The organism is Botrimarina hoheduenensis (assembly GCF_007859815.1).
GTDB lineage: Bacteria > Planctomycetota > Planctomycetia > Pirellulales > Lacipirellulaceae > Botrimarina > Botrimarina hoheduenensis.
The window spans coordinates 37,723-57,781 of the sequence record NZ_SJPH01000010.1 but is presented as its reverse complement, the minus strand read 5'-3'; the positions used below and the strand labels follow the sequence as shown (position 1 = coordinate 57,781).

At 61.8% G+C, this 20,059-nt stretch carries 15 protein-coding genes; 4 read left to right on the top strand and 11 right to left on the bottom strand.

The window, feature by feature from the left end:
- Positions 1–92: 92 nt before the first annotated feature.
- Together Pla111_RS15645 and Pla111_RS15640 are read left to right on the top strand one after the other, a co-directional pair.
- Complete coding sequence (locus tag Pla111_RS15645; protein WP_146575393.1) at positions 93–2,453, top strand: hypothetical protein; 2,361 nt, start codon at positions 93–95, stop codon at positions 2,451–2,453.
- A gap of 34 nt (positions 2,454–2,487) precedes the next feature.
- A complete protein-coding gene (locus tag Pla111_RS15640) occupies positions 2,488–3,783 on the top strand; it encodes a cytochrome-c peroxidase (RefSeq protein WP_197525081.1) in 1,296 nt (431 codons plus the stop codon).
- Between the two features lie 72 nt (positions 3,784–3,855).
- Here the strand turns inward: Pla111_RS15640 and Pla111_RS15635 are convergent, their stop codons facing one another.
- The 4 genes from Pla111_RS15635 to Pla111_RS15620 form a co-directional block, all read right to left on the bottom strand.
- Complete coding sequence (locus Pla111_RS15635) at positions 3,856–4,677, bottom strand: response regulator (RefSeq protein ID WP_146575392.1); 822 nt, start codon at positions 4,675–4,677, stop codon at positions 3,856–3,858.
- 60 nt (positions 4,678–4,737) lie between these two features.
- Positions 4,738–6,600 carry a PAS domain-containing sensor histidine kinase gene (locus Pla111_RS15630; protein WP_197525080.1) on the bottom strand — a complete coding sequence of 621 codons (1,863 nt, stop codon included), beginning with the start codon at positions 6,598–6,600 and terminating at the stop codon, positions 4,738–4,740.
- A 537-nt stretch (positions 6,601–7,137) separates the two neighbouring features.
- Positions 7,138–8,196, bottom strand: a complete 1,059-nt coding sequence (gene waaF, locus Pla111_RS15625) for a lipopolysaccharide heptosyltransferase II (RefSeq protein ID WP_146575390.1) — start codon at positions 8,194–8,196, stop codon at positions 7,138–7,140.
- A gap of 92 nt (positions 8,197–8,288) precedes the next feature.
- Positions 8,289–8,924, bottom strand: a complete 636-nt coding sequence (locus Pla111_RS15620) for an HAD family hydrolase (protein WP_146575389.1) — start codon at positions 8,922–8,924, stop codon at positions 8,289–8,291.
- 258 nt (positions 8,925–9,182) lie between these two features.
- Between Pla111_RS15620 and ilvD the strand changes: the two genes are divergently transcribed.
- Both ilvD and Pla111_RS15610 read left to right on the top strand, forming a co-directional pair.
- A complete protein-coding gene (ilvD, locus tag Pla111_RS15615; protein ID WP_146575388.1) occupies positions 9,183–10,874 on the top strand; it encodes a dihydroxy-acid dehydratase in 1,692 nt (563 codons plus the stop codon).
- A gap of 124 nt (positions 10,875–10,998) precedes the next feature.
- Positions 10,999–12,219 carry a DNA cytosine methyltransferase gene (locus Pla111_RS15610; RefSeq protein WP_146575387.1) on the top strand — a complete coding sequence of 407 codons (1,221 nt, stop codon included), beginning with the start codon at positions 10,999–11,001 and terminating at the stop codon, positions 12,217–12,219.
- Here Pla111_RS15610 and Pla111_RS15605 read toward each other — a convergent pair.
- The 7 genes from Pla111_RS15605 to ccoG form a co-directional block, all read right to left on the bottom strand.
- Complete coding sequence (locus Pla111_RS15605; RefSeq protein WP_146575386.1) at positions 12,134–12,970, bottom strand: TIGR03792 family protein; 837 nt, start codon at positions 12,968–12,970, stop codon at positions 12,134–12,136. The two genes, Pla111_RS15610 and Pla111_RS15605, sit on opposite strands and share 86 nt — an antisense overlap.
- Positions 12,967–14,457, bottom strand: a complete 1,491-nt coding sequence (locus tag Pla111_RS15600) for a Gfo/Idh/MocA family protein (RefSeq protein WP_146575385.1) — start codon at positions 14,455–14,457, stop codon at positions 12,967–12,969. The genes Pla111_RS15605 and Pla111_RS15600 overlap by 4 nt, the downstream gene beginning before the upstream one ends.
- A 69-nt stretch (positions 14,458–14,526) precedes the next feature.
- Positions 14,527–14,697, bottom strand: coding sequence for a cbb3-type cytochrome oxidase assembly protein CcoS (gene ccoS, locus Pla111_RS15595; protein WP_146575384.1), 171 nt, complete (start codon positions 14,695–14,697; stop codon positions 14,527–14,529).
- Complete coding sequence (locus Pla111_RS15590) at positions 14,697–17,258, bottom strand: heavy metal translocating P-type ATPase (protein WP_146575383.1); 2,562 nt, start codon at positions 17,256–17,258, stop codon at positions 14,697–14,699. The genes ccoS and Pla111_RS15590 overlap by 1 nt, the downstream gene beginning before the upstream one ends.
- Positions 17,225–18,019, bottom strand: coding sequence for a sulfite exporter TauE/SafE family protein (locus Pla111_RS15585; protein ID WP_146575382.1), 795 nt, complete (start codon positions 18,017–18,019; stop codon positions 17,225–17,227). The genes Pla111_RS15590 and Pla111_RS15585 overlap by 34 nt, the downstream gene beginning before the upstream one ends.
- Positions 18,016–18,597 (bottom strand): FixH family protein, encoded by a 582-nt coding sequence (locus Pla111_RS15580; RefSeq protein WP_146575381.1) that lies wholly within the window; start codon positions 18,595–18,597, stop codon positions 18,016–18,018. Before Pla111_RS15580 ends, Pla111_RS15585 begins: the two co-directional genes overlap by 4 nt.
- Complete coding sequence (ccoG, locus tag Pla111_RS15575) at positions 18,594–20,036, bottom strand: cytochrome c oxidase accessory protein CcoG (protein ID WP_146575380.1); 1,443 nt, start codon at positions 20,034–20,036, stop codon at positions 18,594–18,596. The genes Pla111_RS15580 and ccoG overlap by 4 nt, the downstream gene beginning before the upstream one ends.
- Positions 20,037–20,059 lie beyond the last annotated feature (23 nt).

Sequence of the window (20,059 nt, the reverse complement as noted above, 5' to 3'; positions counted from 1 at the left end):
GTCCCCCCGCTAGGCCTGCAACCGTGCTCTTGAATCTTTACCGAACCCTTCGCCCGGCTTTCCTGCTCTTAGCTTTCTGCATGACTCTGGCAATGCCGGCTGTCACCCGAGCGCAAGCAGACCCGTTCAGCCAATTCAATTTCTACTTCGGGCCCTCCACGGCGGGAGCGGGTAACCTGGCGGGTTTCACGGTCGGTCCAGGCGGTGAGATATGGCTCGCCGGCACCACGAATGGCACGATTCGTCGCTTGCAAGAAAGCAATGGGGTATGGTCGGGGCAAACTTATGTCGGTTTGCTTGACTTGGCACTTTTTCACCGCTCCGAAGATGTGATCGGCGGGATCACCAATCCGGACGCCGGTGGGGTGATTGGTGGCTCCGCGGCATCGATTCTGCTCAACCCGGCTCCGCTGACGATCAATGTGACGACAGGCACGGGCGGCACGCAGGCGATTACTTACCCGGCCGGCACGATCGCTTACCTGACCGACGCGGTAGGTGTCCCTCGTTTTAATGGAGTCTCCCGCCCCGACGTTGGAAAGAAAGTCTATAGCTTCGATCTCCGACAGATCGACGAGCCCACCTCCGTTCAGCCCGACTACGATACGGCGAGCAGCGGCCCCCCAGAGATCGGCGGAATTGTCTTTGGTGAGTTTGGCTTCGCCGATTGGAATGATGTCTTGCGGCCTGTGGTAAGCGAACGTGACCTGCAAATCCAAGCAGGCTCAACCGGCAGCGACAGCTTCGGCCGACAGTTCGCGTGGTCTTCCGACGGTCAGTGGATCTACGCAGTTGATTCCAGCGTGAACCTGGGCGGCATTTACCGGATCGATCCCAAACGAACCGCCAACAGCTCGACCGGCATCGCGCGGGTCTGGGACGACGGCGGCAGCGATACCAACATGCCCAGTTTGCGATCTGAACCGGCGATTCTCTCGACCTCCGTTCGCAACTTCGCCCCTGGTGTCTTCGGGATGGGCGACCAGATCATCGTCGAAGGATCGCGAGACAGCGGCAATTCTGGCGGGATGAACGTTTTTTTTGACAACCGCACCACGAACCAGCTCGCGGCACCCCAGGTCGTTTTTACCGAGCAACAATTCCGATCGTTTGCTGATTACTACTCGAACGGTCCAGCAGTGAATGGTGTGGGTGTCGCATCGAACAGCGTCCCGCGGTACTTTTCAATCGCTTCGGATTCTGGAGGGAATCTCTACTTCTGGGAGCAAGAGACCGACGCGCTCTTTCGCTACGACACCCAGGGCCGCTTTATCAAGATCGCTAGCGAGCGTGAGCAAGATCTTTTCCAAACGGCCCAAGGTGTTGGCACCGCCACCGACGAGATCGGCAACCTGACCATCCGCACCAGCACAGCACCGGGCTTCCCCGTTACTGAAATTATGTACGCCGATGCCGAACTGGACGCTCCGGTCGGTATCTTTGCGTACAAGCCGGGTGACTTTGACCGCGACAACGATGTGGACGCCGCCGACCTATCTCTCTTTGCGGGCTCGATCGGCTTGAGGAATACGGCTGCTGATGACGAGTTTGTCCGCTTCGACCTTAACGGAAACGAAGTCGCTTTCTTATCGTTCCGTACGGACGGCCAGCCCGAGATTATTGCAAACGGAGATCAACGCCTCCGCCACACCAACAACGAAGGCATGGTCGTTGACTGGAAAGACGTGAAGATCCTGCAGCAATTTGTCGACTTCCCCAACGGCGACACCAACTTTGACTTCGCGCTCAACTTCACCGACCTCGACGTCATGGCGGCCAATTACTACACGCTGCCCGGTCAGAATGCCGAGACCTGGGTCACCGGTGACTTCGCCAGCATCGACCCCGATTACTTTTTCCTGGCCCCGGACGTGAATCTCGTCAACGAGGTCGATCTGGCGGTGATTGCTGAGGCCTGGATCAACGATCTGGGTCAGCCCGCCCCGAGCGACTCAGAGCTCATGGGCCGTGGCTATACGGGCCAGTTCCTGGCGGACGCGATCGCGGCGTTTGGCGGTGTCGGCGGGCTCGACGGCGACTACGATCGCGATGGCGACGTAGACGGGGCCGACTACGCCACCTGGGTGGCGGCTTACGGTGCCGCGGGGGTTGGATTGGATGCCGACGGCAACCGCGACGGTGTCATCGATGTGGCCGATTACACCGTGTGGCGGGACAATACCGTGATCAATCCCTCGGGAGCGGACTTCAACAACGACGGCTTCGTTGACGTCGCGGACTACACGCTTTGGCGTGACTCGCTCGGGCAGACAGGGGTCGGATTGGCCGCTGACGGCAACGGAGATGGCGTGATCGATCAAGACGACTATCAGGTGTGGAAAGATGCGTTCGGACTCTCGGCAGCGGCTAGTGCTGCCGTTCCCGAGCCTTCCGCCGCGGTGCTGTTGCTTTTCGCGATGATCGGAAAGATTCGCCGTCGCGGTGTTCAGTGATAAGCGTGATTCGAGAGAGGAATACAGCGTGCCGATGATCGTTCGCGTTAACTTTGCTCGGTTGAGCTCAGGATTATTAATCGCCGGACTGGTGAGCGGCGGGCTCGCAGGAGCCGATCCGGCTCAGCGCCTAGAAACCACGTCTGCGCAAGCAGCTTCCGCCGAAGCGCCTACCGCATCCTCCGCGACAGCCGCGGTGCGCGTCGTGGCTCAGCGGGTTTCGCGCCGCCTGGGCCTCCCCCCCCGCGAACCGATGTCGGCGGCGGAGCGCAGCGCGTACTTTGCCGAATTGCGTGAGCTTTACCAGCGACCGTCTGCCGAGTGGCCGGCTCCGACGCTCGATGCAGAGGTCGAGCACCGCGAGCTCGGTCTGCTACCGCCGATGGAGCATCCGGCCGCGAACCCGCCCGATGCTGAAAAGGCAGCCCTTGGCAAACTGCTCTTCTACGATCCGCGGCTCTCGGGAAGTGGTCAGATCGCGTGCGCCTCTTGCCACGATCCCGACCTTGGCTGGGGCGATGGACGAACCGTCTCTTTCGGACACAATCGGCGTGAGCTCGCGCGGAATGCGCCGTCGGTGCTCAACAGCGGTTATCGCACAACGATGTTCTGGGACGGTCGTGCGCCGAGCCTCGAGCAGCAAGCGAAGGATGTTCTCGCTAACGCCGACGAGATGCACTCGGGCGATGAGCTCTTCATCGGCCGACTCGCCGGAATTCCCGGCTACGTTGATCAGTTCCGTAAGGTCTTTGGAATCGAGCAGCCAACTATCGAAGAGGTAGCTCTGGCATTAGCGGCGTTCGAGAGGACGGTCGTGAGCTCGCAGACACGCTTTGACTCGTTCGTAAAGGGGAACTACCGAAAGCTCAGCGACGAAGAGCTTTCGGGCTTGCATCTGTTTCGCACCGATGCCCGGTGCCTGAACTGTCATAACGGTCCGGTGATGACGGACGATAAGTTCCACAACATCGGCCTGAGTATGTACGGACGGCCCTTTGAAGATCTGGGGCGTTTCAAGCAGACAGGACTCGCGGAAGATGTCGGTGCTTTTCGCACGCCTTCGCTGCGAGACATCACGCGCACCGAGCCCTACATGCACAATGGGCTGTTCGATATGGACGAGGTGCTCAGGCTATACAATGCGGGCATGCCGTCCGATGGGCTCCGCACGAGCAGCTTGAATGCCGATGCTCCCCGCCCGATCAAGAGCCCGCTGGTGAAACCCCTGGGGCTGAATGAGCAGGACCTGGGCGATCTCGCGGCGTTCCTGGCAACGCTCAGCGAGCCACACCGCCGGTTTCGACCTCCCCAGCTGCCCAAGGGGCTCTAAGCCGAGGGCTCGGAGGTGCCAGGTTCGCGGCACGGATCTGACGCCACCGGAGATCTCGGGGCGTAAACCGTACTAGCGATTCGTCGTGGCGTATTCTTCTCGTGTCGCGTGCAGCAGCGCGGCACCAAGGGGAATGAGTTCTTCGTCAGACAAAGTCTCAGGCTGACGACCGGATTGCCAGTCGGGATCGTCCCAAGGCGCGAGGGGCTCAGCAGCGCATTCGGCGCTCCTGATCAGCATCTCACCAACGCCGCTCAGGCGGGGAATCTCGCGGACCGCTATACCGAGTTCTGCGAGACTCTCCCCCGACTTGCCGAGCCCGCCAAAGGCCAGCGTTGCGGCGAGCCGGTACTCCCATCGGTCGGGAATGCCTGCTGCTTCGCGCTTCGCTTCGAACTGCTTTTCAGCCTCTTGAAACGATGGTCGTTGCTGTAGGCCGCAAGCGTCGCCGATGAGTCTTATCAAGTCGGGGAGAGTTTCGCTCAGCAGGTCTCGTTCGCGGCGTACAAGCTGATGATGCTTGAGGCAAGAGCGGATCGCTGCGGCGATCTCGCTGGGGTCGCAGGGCTTGTTGAGAAACGCCGAGACACATACCTCGCGTGTAGCACGAACGGCGGTCTGCATGTCTTGATTCCCGGTCAGCATCATCATGATGGAATCTGGCGAGAGCAAAGCGGCTTCGCGCAAGAACTCGACACCGTCCATCACCGGCATCCGCATGTCGCTGACGATAACCCCGAAGCTCTCGGAGTTTTTCATTGTGTTAAGCGCTGCAACGCCCGAAAGCTCCGTGGTCAGCTCGAACTCCATCCCCAGACATCGCTCCATGCTGGCGAGCAGCATCGCGTCGTCATCGACAAGGAGCACTCGATTATTCGTGATGGGAACGTTCATGAGCGTTTGTAGAAGTGTCGTGGGCGATACGTTGAGGATAAGACAAGGCTTTGCGGCCGATTAACCGGCAGCGACCGGTAACAATTCGAGCCTGTCCGCTGGGCAGGGGCTTTCTTGTCGAGGGTTGTTGGTGTTGGCGATCGGCAAGCGGACAGTAAAGGTGGTTCCGACTCCGAGCCGACTGCTGACCTCGATTCGCCCGCCGTGGTGGCCCACGACAATGGTGTGGCTGAGCGACAGCCCTTGGCCCGTGCCCCTACCAACCTCTTTGGTGGTGAAGAACGGATCAAACACTTTGGAGCGGACCGCTTCCGACATGCCACAGCCCGTGTCCTGCACCTCGATGATGGCTTCCGATCCTTGGCGGCGGGTGCAGACGACGATTTTTCCGCGGTTGGCCTCATCGGGGGCAGGGTTTAAAGCGGCGATGGCGTCTGAAGCATTGATAATCAGGTTCACAAAGACCTGGTTCATCTCTCCCTGGTAGCAATCGATCAGGGGGAGGTTGGGATCGAGTTGCAGATCGAGATCGGCCACGAACTTCCAGCGATTGCGGGTGATGGTCGCCATGCTCGTCAACGAGTTGTTCAGATCGGTCGACGTCTTTAACCGGTCACCGGGGTGCGAAAACTCTTTCATTGAGCGGACGATATGGAGGACGCGCTGCACCCCCTCAAGGCTGTCGGCCAGCGCCGTCGGCAGCTCCTTCCGCACCCGATCGAAGCGACTGGCAAGCCGAGTTGCCCGCACGTTATCGATCCGTTCCTTCCACGTGAGCGGAGAGACATCGCAATTCAGATTATCTTCGTAGCAGTCGATGACCTGCAGCAATTGGTCCATCACGTCGGAGAGGAAGTGCAGATTATTGCTAACGTACTGCAGCGGGGTGTTCATCTCATGGGCAACGCCCGCCGCCAGTTGACCGATCGATTCGAGCTTCTGCGCTTGAGCGAGCTGTGACTCGAGCTCGCGACGGTTAGTTAGGTCCATTCCGATAGCAACGTACACCGCTCTGCCAACTAGCTCGGAACGCTGAAGATGAATCATGACCGGATAGGTCGATCCATCGCGACGCTGATGATAGGTCTCGAACTCAACCCGGGGCTTCTCTCCCTGTTCAAGGGGGCGGACCAGCTCACGCAACTGTTCGAGAGTGTAATCGGGCAGAATGTCGGCGGGGGTCATCTCGGCGAGTTCCTCGAGCGCCCAGCCCAGATTCTCGCGAGCGCCGCGGTTCACGTCGAGAAAGCGCCAATTGTCCGAGTCGAAAACATAAACCTCATTGAAAGATTCTTCGATGATCTTGGCCATGCCGACGTCCTTGAGGACGGCGGTTTTGTTGGCATCGATATCGAGAAAAATGCCCGACAGGCTCTCGGGAACGCCATCGTCGCGACGCGCGTTAGCACGCCCCAGGGCATGCGCCCAGGAATAAGTGCCGTTAGCCCGACGCAAGCGGAACTGCCGGTCGTAGGGTTCTCCTAAAGCGAGGCTCGCCGCGTCGTCTTCTGTCCACAGGACGAGGTCGTCGGGATGGAGCAGCTCGCGGAACGAGTCCACCGCGGCTCCGAGGTCGGTATCGGTGTGCCCCAGGTTGACCAGCCAGTCGTGGCTGAGCTCGAAGTACCCGGTCTTGATGTCCCAGTGCCACAGACCCAGATTGCCCCCGTTAACGGCCAGCTCGATTGCCTTCTGGCTGCCTTCCAGTGCGCTGGCAAGGGTCTCGGCTTTTAGTTTGGCGTCTTGCAGTCGCTGTTCACGACGCCGTTGTTCGGTATGGTCTTCGACCAACACCAGCGCCCGCGCGCTAGCGTCGGCACCAAGCCGTGCGATCTTCACACGGCACTGAAGAGGCTCCGCTGCAAAGAGTATCGACAGATTGGTAGAGAAGTTTGGCAGGGCCCCGATCAAGATTTCGCTCAATGCGGATTGGATCTGCTGAGCACTAACTTCGCCGCACAGTTCCTTACACAAAGTTTTGTTAAAGGGTGTTCGATCGCTTTCGCTGAGCTCGGTGCCTCCCCTCTTGGTAAACGCCTGAAACAGCTCGTTGAAGGCAACGATGCGTCCCTCCTCGTCAAGCAGAGCCGCAGGGGCATCAAGCCCAGCCAAGAGGGCGCTGGCACCTTGCTCGGGTGCCGATTGACCGCAGCTGGCTCGGAGATCTTCGCCCTGACTTTTCTCCGTAGCCGATCGCGTCTTCTCACGCGGCACGAGTGCCCTCCCCTTTCGGACCCCGAGCCAGTAACCCGCGAGGGCTAACGCACTGGCAATACCGATGGTTATCGGCTGGAACGAGTCGATCGCGAACACAGCAACGCCGGGGCCTAAGGGGCGAACGTTCTATCCCCCAAACAAGACGGACAGATCTAAGAATCCTACGCCGAGCTGGCTGGCAGCTAACGACAATGCGGTCTACCACTATTCCGTCCCTCTCGGCACAGCCCGTGCCGTCTGCACTCACGCCGCGACAATCGCCGAGCGACCGTCTAGAGCGGCGTGCACCGCCCGCAGAACCCGCGCAACCGTCAGCTCCGTCATGCAATTATGATGGCCGAGCGGGCATTCTCTGGCCCAGCAGAACTGGCAATCCAACGCGAGCGAGAGTCGTTCCTCGTGTGCGTAATGGGTCTTGGTGGCCATCGGGTCGGTCGGTCCAAACAATGAGACCACCGGCTTGCCGAAGGCAATGCCGAAAAAGCGGGGCCCGCTGTCGGTGCTTACCAACAAATGGCTCCGCCGGATGATCGCTTTTGAGAGCCCGATCGGAAGCGAATCGATACGGCCCAGACTGACGACGGCAGGCGAGCCGGCGAGTTCGGCGATGCGGTTGGCGGTCTCGCGTTCGCCAGGGCCGCAATTGACAACCACGGCCAACCCTTCGTCCGCGACCAGCCTCCGCGCAAGCTCGGCAAAGTGTTCGGCCGGCCAACTCTTGGCGTCGCCGTACGCACCGCCCGTGTTGAACACCACCACGCGCTCACCTTGGGGCAGCCCGAGCTTTGACCACGCGTCGTCGGCGGCCGCTTCGTCTTGGGGAGTTGTGGCCAGACGCAGTTCGGGCGAGCGCCACGCGCCACCGGCGGCATAGGCCAGATTCAGATAGGAATCGATCTGGGGTAGCGGGGCTCTTTTACCGCGACGGCGCGGATCGCGCAACCGGGTCGAGAGCAGCCACGATCGTTGATCGCGTTCGTAGCCTATTCGCTCGGATGCGCCGCTGCGCCAGGCGAGCCAGGCCGTCCTGAGCGAGTTGGTCAGCAAGACCACCGCATCGAGGCGTTCCTCGCGCAGCGCGGCGATGACCGCGGCCCCGCTTAGCGTGCGGTCTTTCGCCCGGGGTTTGTAGAATACGTGTCGGTCGAGGGTTTCCAGACCCGCGAGCACGTCGGCCACATACGGACGCATAACGCCGACGACCCGCCCCTCAGGACCCGCGAGCTCGCGTAACGAGTCAAGGGCCGGCGTGGCCATCACCACATCGCCGATCCAGTTGGGCAAGAAGACTCCGAGACGCATCCGTGCGGCCTGGTGCAAAAATGTAGGGGGGATCTAATTCTCAGCGTGTAATGCGATTCTAAGGCACCAGCACGCTGCGCGGCTACGCGAGTTCAAGCCCCAGCAACCCCGCGGAGGCGTAGTTCAGCGGTCAGCTGCAGCGGATCCGTGAACACAATCGCGTCCCAGCCACAGGCGATCGCACCGGCCACGTTGTCGGCCCGGTCGTCGGCGAAGAAAATCCTTTCCGGGGCCACCCCGGTCAGCGCGGCTGCCCCCTGATAGATGGGCGGGGCGGGCTTCATCGCTTTCAAATGGAAGCTCCCCAATGCGATCTCAAACGCTTCGTTCAGAACCGGAAACCGACCGTCCATAAAGAATCGCCAGTGGATCGGGCTCGTATTCGAGAGCAGACCCAGGCGGTTTCCGGCCCGATGGAGCCGAGATAGCAGAGCCAGCGACGGGGCGATCGGCGTAAAAATATCACTCGCGGCGAGTTCCAGATCGGCCCGCGGAGGACGACAGCCCAGGGCGTCGGCGAGCTGTTCGTAGAAAACGTCTTCGGCGAGTGTGCCTTCCTCGAGTTGCCACTGCGAGTCGCCGGGCCGGAGCTCTCCCGAGGGCATCAGGGCCTGTCGCAGGGTGTTCTCCGGGACACCGGCGACCGCGGCCATCTGACGGACCATGCGATCATGGCAGAAGTCGAGCAGCACCCTGCCCAGATCGAAGAACAGAAATTCGGGCGGCATGCTTATCGGGACAGGGAACAGGGGAGGAGGCGCGGATCCGGTATCGAGCGGAAGCAAGATACCCGCTCTGCAGGCCGCAGTTTAGCCGATCTGTCGCAGCGGACCGGTCCAATCAGCGGGAGCTTGCCTGCGGCGCGGCACCCTCGCCCCGGCGAACCCGGGCCGGGTAAACTGCGTCTGGCGAGGAACGCCTGCGGGGGTCGCCCCCTCCTAACGAGCCGCCAATCCGATTTCATTTAACCCGCAAAATCACGCGAAATGTCTGAGCCGCTGAACAAGTATTCCCGTCAGATCACCCAGCCCAAATCGCAGGGTGCCAGCCAGGCAATGCTCTACGGGACGGGTATGACCGACGAGCAGATGAACCAGCCCCAGGTTGGCATCGCCAGCGTGTGGTACGAGGGCAACACGTGCAACATGCACCTGCTTGATCTCGCCGCGCAGGTCAAAACGGGAATGTCACCCGCCGGCTTGGTCGGAATGCGCTTTAACACCATCGGCGTGTCGGACGGCATCTCGATGGGCACCAGCGGCATGTCGTACAGCCTCCAGTCGCGCGACCTGATCGCCGACAGCATCGAGACGGTCATGCAGGCCCAGTGGTACGACGCCCTGGTCGCCCTGCCGGGCTGCGACAAGAACATGCCGGGCTGCGTGATGGCGATGGGGCGGCTCAACCGTCCGGCCATCATGATCTACGGCGGCACGATCAAGCCGGGCTTTACCAAGCGCTCGGGAGCCGACGAAAAGCGCGACATCGTTTCCGCTTTCCAGTGTTACGGAGAGTACCTGGCCGGCACGATCAGCGAGGATGAGCGCAAGGAAATCGTCCGCAAGAGTTGTCCTGGTGCCGGTGCCTGCGGCGGCATGTACACGGCCAACACCATGGCTTCGGCGATCGAAGCCATGGGCATGTCGCTGCCTTACAGCAGCAGCATCCCCGCCGAAGACCCGGCCAAGCTCGACGAGTGCCGTGCCGCCGGCAAGGCCATTCACCACCTGCTAGAGAAAGACATCAAGCCGCGCGACATCATGACGCGTCAAGCGTTTGAGAACGCCATGGCGCTCATCATGGCGGTGGGCGGTTCGACCAACGCGGTGCTCCACCTGCTGGCGATGGCCCGCAGCGTGGGCGTCACGCTGACGATCGACGACTTCCAGAAGACAAGCGACCGCGTTCCCTTCCTGGCCGACCTCAAGCCTTCGGGCAGGTACGTGCAAGAAGACCTGCATAAGGTCGGCGGCACCCCGGCGGTCCTCAAGCTGCTGCTAGAAGAGGGGCTCATCGAAGGCGACTGCCTGACCGTTACCGGCAAGACGCTCGCAGAGAACCTCGCCGAGTTGCCCGGTCTGTCCGCTGGCCAAGACGTGGTGATGCCGGTCAGTAAGCCGCTCAAGGCGACGGGGCATATCCGGATCATGCGTGGCAACTTCTGCCCCGAGGGGGCCGTGGCGAAGATCACGGGCAAAGAGGGGCTGCAATTCACCGGGGTCGCCAATTGCTTCGATTCCGAAGAAGACATGCTCGCCGCGGTGGAGCAGAAGAAAATTAAGAAGGGGGATGTCATCATCATCCGCTACGAAGGCCCGCAGGGGGGCCCCGGCATGCCCGAGATGCTTACCCCCACCAGCGTCATCATGGGGGCTGGCCTCGGTAAGGACGTGGCCCTGATTACCGACGGCCGCTTCAGCGGCGGTTCGCACGGCTACATCGTCGGCCATGTATGCCCCGAGGCGCAGGTGGGAGGGCCGATTGCGTTGGTGCAGAACGGCGACCGCATCACGCTCGACGCCGAGGCCAACCTGATCACGGTCGACGTGACCGACGCGGAGTTTGCCAAACGCAAGGCCGCTTGGAAGGCCCCCGCGTACAAGGCCAACCGCGGCACGCTCTACAAGTACATCAAGAACGTGAAGAGCGCGAGCGAGGGGTGCGTTACGGATGAGTGAGGACGATAAGCTCTTTGCAGCGAACTTTGTGACCAAGACGAATTCTGTAGGAGACAACGCGCGACCGTCAACCCTGAGTGATGCTGCCGTTCTCTCGACCTTTAGCATCTGACCTGCCAACGGAATGGAACCCCAACCCCTGCTGTTTGATTGCTCGCCCTGCCCTCCTTCGCGTACCGGCTGGACAGCGGCGGAGTACTTTGCCGGGGTCGGGCTCGCACGGATGGGGCTGGAGCAAGCGGGCTGGGTGGTCGAGTTCGCCAACGACCTCGACGAGCAGAAACACCGCATGCACCGGGGGCACTTCGGGCCCTCGCCGCACTATGTCGTGGAAGATATCCATCGGCTCTCGGCCGCAACCGTTCCGCCTACGCTGCTTGCTCACGCTTCGTTTCCCTGCACCGATCTGTCGCTCGCGGGCGCTCGGCGCGGGCTCAACGCCGGCCAGTCATCGGCGTTTTGGGGCTGGATCGACCTTTTGCGACGGATGGGCGCGGCGCGGCCGCCGCTGGTGCTGATCGAGAATGTCACGGGCCTGCTGACCTCCCGCGACGGGGCCGACTTTCGGTCATTGATCGCCGCGATCAATGAATTGGGCTACGCCGCAGATGCCATGGTTGTCGATGCCGCACACTTCACCCCGCAGAGCCGGCCCCGGTTGTTTGTCGTGGGCGTGCAAACGGAATTCGCGCCGGACGTGAACACGCACTGCCTCGACCAACTCGAACCAACAACCGTGCGGCCCCTTAAGCTGGTCTCGTCGATCCGTGCGCTGGGCGATCTTGCGTGGTCCCTCGCCGCGCTGCCCGAGCCCCCTCCCTACGGTGCCCGGCGGCTGGAAACGGTTCTCGATCGCGATTTGCCAAGCGACTCGCCGCAGTGGTGGAACGACGAGCGGGCTGAGTACCTGCTCAATCAGATGAGCGAGCGGCATCGCGCCACCGCTGAGCGGATGATCGCCGGCACCAAGACGAGCTACGGCACGGTGTTCCGCCGCGTGCGGAAGGGCAAGTCGATGGCCGAGCTGCGGACCGACGGCCTAGCCGGCTGCCTGCGAACGCCCAAAGGGGGCAGCGGGCGGCAGATCCTCTTCCAAGCCGGCGGCGGCGCGTATCGCGTGCGGCTGCTCAACGCCGACGAGTGTGCCCGGCTGATGGGGGCCGACGGCTACCGGGTGAGCGTCCCGCTGAATCAGGCGTTGTTTGGCTTCGGCGATGCGGTTTGTGTCGATGCGATTGCGTGGGTTGCCCAGCACCGGCTCAATCCGGTTGCGGATCGGCTGCTTGATCGGCCGCCGCCAGCGCTTCCAGCAGCCGAACACGCGTCACCGCATACGGCCACGTGAACGAGCGGTCTGCCGTATCAACGCCTGGCCAAACGACGTAAGCCTCGCCCATCTTCGCTGGCGCGGGGCCCTGATCGCTCATCCACCGCTGGCCCTGGGGTGCCTCCGCGTCGCGAAAGGCGAGCCAAGCCGACTGGCTAAGAAACCGCCGGAGCGGCATCTGCGAACGGTAATCGTCAACACAATCGAAAACCACAACGCAACGGTCGACACGCGCGGGATGCCAGTCTTTCGTCGCGGCCTCGATTACCGGGGTGAGTGGGACCGCAATAAAACGCTTGGCCATGTGATAGACCGGATCGCGCGGAATTGACACGATCCCGGTCAGAGCGAGCCGTTCGGTCGTCAGGAGTTCCGACACCCGCCAGTGGGTTACCGCCCGAGTCGGAGCGATTACCAACCCGCGAGCCGAGAGCATTCGGAAGTCGGTTTCCGGCAACGCCGCGCGAAAAAGACGGTCAGCCTGAGCAAGCAGGTCCGCCGGCACGGCATCCCAATCGGCCTGCGAGCGCCAGCGAATCTGCAAACGCACCTGATCCGGATTACTCGCCGGCAGCAGCGTTTCTTTACCTAGAAAACCGGGCTGGGTCTCAAGGGCTGTCGTCCAGATAACGCGATCCGCACGCAAGAATTCAGCGCGTGCCTCCGGTGCAACTTGGAAGATCAGTTCCTCGATAACCTCGCCGGCACCGGTTGGGGCCGCGCTCATGCCCAGCGCAAGCCACAGCGTCGCTAGCGCCTGTCGACTCATACGGCGATCTCGTAGCCCTTGCGGTTCTCGCGGGCGATCAGCTGGTTCGCCCGATCGTCGTTGACGAAGCGCTCGGTGGCGGGATCAAAAGTCAGTTTACGTCCGAGACGCATCGCGATATTCGCGGCGTGACAAACGGTCAGATGCCGATGGTGTGACGCGGCGTCGGAGATTGGCGTCTGTCGCGACTTGACGCACGCCATGAAGTTGGCCATGTGGGCTGAAGGGGCGTTCGGATCGGCGGGGCCATCGTAAATGGCTTTCAGATAGTCCCCGGCAAGCGGCTTGTCGGTCAGGTCCTCGACCGGCTTGCCGGTCAGCTTGCCACGGTTGACGAAGTAGCGGCCGGCGTCGCCTTGGAACAGGATGCCGTTACCAAACTTCAGCTCGTCAGAAAAATCGACGATGTCGAGTTCAATGCCATCTTGGAACGTCACTCGCAGGTGATAAGAGGTGGCGGTGTTGAAACGATCATCGAGGGTAGGCATGCCATCCTCAAAGGGAACCGGGTGCTCAGCACGCAACGCCTCGACCGTGAAGGGGCCGATTGATCCGTCGGATTTGTTGAGAGCCCACAGCGCGATATCGACATGGTGCGCGCCCCAGTCGGTCAGCTTGCCGCCGGCGTATTCGTACCACCAGCGGAAATGAACGTGTCCACGGCTCTGGGGCTGATGACCCCCATAGCCAATTCCGCTCGGCTTCTCGGCAGCGCGGTACTCGACCCAGGGGGCCGGCCCTAGCCAGCGATTCCAGTTCATTTCCGTGGGCGGTGCGCAGAGCGGCAGGGCATCGCTGCTCGGCGAGTCGTCGATGCCGCACGTGACACGACGGACTTTGCCGATCCGCCCTTCGCGCATCATTCCGGCTGCGATCTGAAAATCGACTTCGGATCTTTGCTGCGTGCCGACCTGAAACACGCGTCCCGTGTCGGCGATCGCCTTCTGGATCACGCGGCCTTCGTCGATCGTCAGCGTCAACGGTTTCTCGCAGTAGACATCCTTGCCAGCGTGCAGGGCCTCGACCGCGATCTTGACGTGCCAATGATCGGGCGTCGCGATCACCACCACATCGATATCCGGTCGATCAAGAACATAGCGGTAGTCCTCGCACTGATCGACTTGCGGGGCCGAGAGTCCGGCATCGTTGTAAACCCGGCCAAGCTTATCGGCCGCAGCGCGGAGTTGAGCACCGTCAACGTCGCAGATTGCTGCGCAGGGCCCGAAACGAACTCCGTCTGCGATCAGCGCTTCGTAGCGGATTCCGGTGCCAATGAAGCCGAAGACGGGCCGCTCGCCCGGCGAGCGGAAGCCCGCGGCCGAGAGGCGTCCCACACCGTGCAGGTTGGCGAAAGCCCCGGCGGCAATGGCAGCCCCCGTGCCAAGAAAACCGCGGCCAAGAAATTGGCGGCGATCGAGCGGGCTAGGAACCTCGAGGGGGGCAGTCTGACAATCCGTGGTGGTGCCGATTTGCTGGCGTTGGTGCATGGTGTCTGGATCAAGGAAGGAGGATGCGCTGGCACCCGACGCGTGCCGCAGATCGCCTAGCTTAATCGCTTAGCGTTTGTCGGTCACGTCGGCTTTTGGGGGGGGATCGTCAAACAGGATGCGGTGTTTGGGGGTCTCGACATCGTCGAATTGTCCGTCACGCGCCGCCCAAACAAAGCCCACGACCGCAACCGCGGCCAACACGAGCGCAATCGGTGCCATGATAAACACGACCGACACTAGGAGGGCTCCCGCTGGAGGGAAGAAGCCGAGCGCTTTGTTGTCGAGAAAGTCGCCGCCGAGGCCAGCACCGTTGCCGAGCTGATAGGCATCAGAATCGCGGCGACCAGCGGCGTGATGAGGCCGGCGATCGCGAGCGTAACCGCCACTAGGTTATACCCGAGCGATAGGCCCAGGTTGCGTCGGGCCACCCGCATGGTTTCTTCCGCCAGCTCAACGAGTTCAACCAGCTTTCCGATCCCCGGTTCATTCAAGTAGACGTCAGCCGCCGCCAAGGACACCTCGGCCCCCCCTTGAACCGCGATGCCAACGTCGGCCGCCGCGAGCGCTGCGGCGTCATTAACTCCGTCTCCGACCATCGCCACCACGCCGCGTTCCCCTTCTGGAACGCTAACGCACCGACGAACGTGTGCCAATTTTTCTTCAGGTGAAAGCTCGCCGTGGGCTTGCGTCGGCTCGATACCGACCGCCTGCGCGACCATCTGAACGGGTTGTGATGCGTCGCCCGAGAGAATCGTCGGGCACCAGCCCCCCTCAATGAGCCTTGCTATATCACGGCGACAATTCGCTTGTAGCGTATCGCTCAGCCAGATAACGGCATGAACATGGTTATCGAGGGCCACCACGGCAACCAGATAGCCCTGCGCGCGGCCGTGATCGATCAGTGTGACTTTGTCGGCAGCGATGAAGACGCCCGACTCGCGCGCGAAGCGGGGAGACCCCACCAGCATCAGCCCTAGTGGGGTTCGCGCGCGGACACCGCTGCCGTGCACTTCGGTGCGATCGAACAGCGAATCGGTTTGCTCTGCCGATACGGGGCCGAGACGGGCGACTAAAGCCTTAGCCACCGGGTGGTTTGATTCCGATTCGATCGCAGCAACCCAGGACTGTAGTTCAATCGGTCCGTGCCATTGTTCCATGCGCAGCACGGCGCGCGTGAGCGTGCCGGTCTTGTCGAGCAGCAGATGTCCGGGATTCTTGGGGCTGATCCGTGCCAGTTGCTCGAGGGCCGTCGCGCTCTTGATCAACATGCCCCGCTGAGAGCCTTTGCCGATCGCGACCGCCATCGTCAGCGGTGTCGCCAGCCCCAGAGCGCAGGGACATGCCACGATGAGCAAAGCGACGGTTGAATCAACGGCTCCGGCGAGGCCCGTTGTGGTTCCCCACCACGTGAGATTCAACGCCGCGAGTGCCGAGACGATCACGATGAACCAGCCCGCCACGCGATCGGCAAAGCGTACGATAGCCGGTTTAGTAGAGAGGCCGTCTTCCACAAGTTGGGTTAGCTTGCCGACGCGTGTCTCGGCTCCGACCGCAGATGTCTTCACCCGCAGCGTCGCGGCGAGATTCTGCGCTGCTGCGCAAACCGTGTCGCCCCGATCAACGGTGTGCGGCGTTGATTCACCGGTCAGGATCGATTGATCGATCGCCGATCGTCCGCTGATAACAACACCATCGGCGGGAAAGAGCTCGCCGGGGCGCACCTCGAACACGTCGTCGCAAGCGAGAGCCTCGATCGGCTCTTCAACAAGTTCAGCGCCGCGGACAACGCGGCACGTATCGGGCGTCATCGACAACATCAGGCCAACGGCCTCATGTGCCCATCGCTGCTGCATCGCTTGCAGATACCGGCCTACTAGCAGCAAGAAGACGAGCACACTGAGCGAATCGAAGTAGATATCGCCGCGCGCCAGCAGCACGTTTGCTGTTCCTGCTACGGCTCCAACCGCGAGAGCGCCCGCGATTGGTTGATCGAGGTTCGGTACACCAGCCCGCAAGCCCGTGATGGCACTCCTAAAGAAAGTGGCACCAGGCCAGAGCAGCGAGATCCAGCCGAGTCCCAAGCTCAACCAGCGAAAGAGCGTCGCGAACTGAGTCTCGATGCCATCAAACACTCCCGCGTAGAGTGCGAGCGCGATCAGCATGTTGTTGCCCGCTAACGCTCCTGCGACGGCAACGCGGACTAGCCTGCGGCGATTGTCGGCGTCATGCACCTGACGATTCGCGCTATCGCGGATTGGCTGCGGCGAGTAGCCAAGTCGATCTAGCTGGCGGGCAACGCACGAGAGCGACACACGCTCAGGATCCCAAACCACCCGTGCTCGTGCTGACCCCAGTGAGAGTCGCGATTCGACAACCCCGGGGACGATCTTCGGAAGCTTTTCTACTAGCCACACGCAGGCTGCGCAGTGAACCCCGCCCAACCGAAACTCGGCCGCCCGCAGGCCCCCCTCAGTGGTGTGCGTGTGACGATCAAGAAACACGCTTGAATCATAAGCCAGATAGGTTGAACCGATCCCCTGCGACGGCTGAGCCGATGAGACGACGCGTTGCCGAACCGCATAGTACTCGTCCAACCCGGCACCGTGGATCACTTCGTAAGCAACGGCACAACCACCGCAGCAGAATTGATGGGCAGCATCTGCCTCGAACAAAGCGATAGGCACGGGCAAGCCGCAGTGATCGCAGCTTACGTTTGGAATTCCCTGAGCATGCTCGACGGGCTCTTGAGCGCTTGTGGCAGAAGTCACTCGGACTGCTCCTTGCCGGCGCGACAGCATGCGGGGAGTTGATCGGGGTTGGGCACTGCGGCGGCGTGGGCGGCCGCGTCGGCAGTCGCCTGAGCCGCTATTGCCTGTGGCTCGAGCGCGAGCCGTCCGGACAGAGTAACAAGGCCAACCGCTACCAGAGCGGTCGCGGTAAGCACCGGCAGCCGATCGCCCAGCAGGCCGGACAGGCGCCGAACGCCAACGCCGAGCGTGAGCATGACCGGTAAGGTTCCTAACCAGAATACGGCCATCACCGTCGCTCCGGTGAGAGGTGCCCCTGCCCCTGCGGCGGTCACCACGAACGCATACAACCAACCGCACGGGAGCAGCGTTGTGAGCAGCCCGATGACCAGAGCGCGCGGCAAAGCAGGCTGCTTTGCCGCGAAGCGCTGGCCACGCTGGATGGTTTGCGTCCATCGCTGCGGAGGTCGCCAATGTCCCCAGCGGGCCAAGGCGTTATCGAATTTCTGCTGTCGCGCGATCTCAGCGAAGCCAAACAAGATCATCATGCCCCCGGCCGCAGCCAGAGCAAACGGCTGGAGCCCCGCAAGGGTCGAGGCCAGGTCGAGCATCGCTCCCGCACTACCTGCGATTGCGCCAACCAAGGCGTATGAGACGAGCCTGCCACCGTGGTAGGCGGCATGCAGGGCTGCGACGCTGCCGCCACGACGGTTACCGCTGACCGCAATGGCACACAACGGGCCACACATGCCAGCACAGTGGAGCGAACCGAAGAGGCTCGCCGCGAGCACCGCCAGCAAAAGGGAGGTCATGGCAGCCTTCCGATTGAAGCGGGGGACCAGATCTCCGTATCTACCAGCAACTGCTCGGCTCCGCGCTGGGCAACCGCCTTCAGTTGATAGGCACCTTCGCGACGCATCGGCAGTGCTGTGGTGTACAGACCGCTCTCGTCGGGCAGAACTTCGCTAACAAAGACCGTCCCGGGACGTGACAGGTGGTACATCTGCAGCTTTATCTCAGCGTTGCGGATTGGCTGACCGCCGCGATCAACGAGACGGATTTCGACAACACGGTCGCCGTTGAGTAAGTTTTTGTCCGTGGGAGACAACTCCAGGCTCCAGCCCAGTTGGTCGCTGCGTTGGCGAGCCGCTTGCAGATCGTCCCAGGCAAGAGCCTCTTCGTAGCCGGCCGGGGCGGTTAGCGCGGCGGGGATCCAGGCGAGCGAAAGCAGCAGAGCAACGGTAATAATCACGGCGTGGCCCCCCAGCAGCACGACAACTAGCAGCGGCCAGCGAGCGCTACGCCACCCTTCCCCGGGTGAGGGGGGATCAGTTGGCTGCGACTCAGCACCGCGGCCGACTCCGCTTGAAATAAGTTGAGGCGTGTTCATGGGTTGCTCAGGAGATTGCTGGACGGAGCAGGCGATGGCACCTTAGCGGGACCGAAGAGCCAATAGTTCAATTCGACTTGCCCCTCCGTTTGATCGCGGAAACGCAGTGCTATCTCGAGCGTGCCCCCTCGCTCGGCAAAGGCGGTGCTCGGCGCGAGCAAGCGGATTGGCTCGGTGAGAGAATCGCCGGCTTCGATTTCGAGCGTACGCACCTCGGCGAGGTGCACGGTTGCGGGCGAAAGCACCTCGATCTGATAACGATTGGCAGCGGTGCCCCGGTTAACGATCTTTGCCCGCAACAGATTCTCGATCTCTCCGCCCGGTGCTGTTGAGAACGGACGACCAAGTCCACGCAGCAGCGTGACATCAAAAGGCCGGCGGTTTGTAAGCAGGGTTAGGAACAGGATCAAGAGCCCGAGGATAACCCCGGCATAGATCAGCACGCGTGCTCGCACGATACGTGTCGGCTCCCCCGCCAACGCACGCTGCGAGCTATATCGGATCAGTCCGCGCGGCGTGCCAACCCGATCCATCACGCTGTCGCAAACATCGATGCACTGAGTGCAGTTGATACACTCAAGCTGGAGCCCGTCACGGATGTCGATGCCAGTGGGGCAGACATCGACACACATGTGGCAATTGACGCAGTCTCCGAGTCCTTTCTCTTGGCGATCGCGTCCGCGACCGCGTGGTTCGCCACGGCGTTTATCGTAGCCGACGATCAGGCTGGAGGGGTCTAAGAGCACCGACTGGAAGCGGCCGTAGGGGCAGCCGATGATGCACATCTGCTCGCGCCAATAGCAGAAATCAAACATCATCAAAACCGTCACGCTGAGAACCAACGCAAACGCACCGGGGTGCGCCCAAGGGGGTTGGGTCCAGATCCAACGATGCAGCGCCTCGACGCCAACGAAGTAGGCGAGAAACGTGTTCGCTAGGTGCCAGCAAATCACCAAGAAGACGAGGTACATCAGGCCGCTTCGCCAGGCAGGAACCGAGCCGCGTGGCTTGCCCCCCCTGCCAGACACTCCGGTAAAGAAGCGTTCGAGGGGGCGAAACACAAACTCCATATAGACCGTCTGCGGACATCCCCAACCACACCAGACCCGTCCAAAGATCGCGGTCAAGAAGAAAATGCTCAGTCCGACCAGCAGCCCAAAGACCGCCAGCAGCTCCAGGTCGGTGGGGCGGAGTTCAAGACCGAAAAGAGCAAACCGGCCATTGAAGAGGTCCAGCTGTATGGCCGGTCGACCGCCGATGCGGATAAAGGGCAGCAGCGTGTAGAGGGCGATCAACCCATAGGCTACGAGTCGTCGTCGAGACCAAAATCGTCCGGTCGACAGACGCGGAGACAACCAACGCCGACGCCCATCTTGATCAAGCGTTGAGAGGACCCGCTCTTCGGGTTGGAGGACAGGCAGTTGGTTCGTGGTAGTCATCGAAGTGAGCCTTCTGGCTCAAG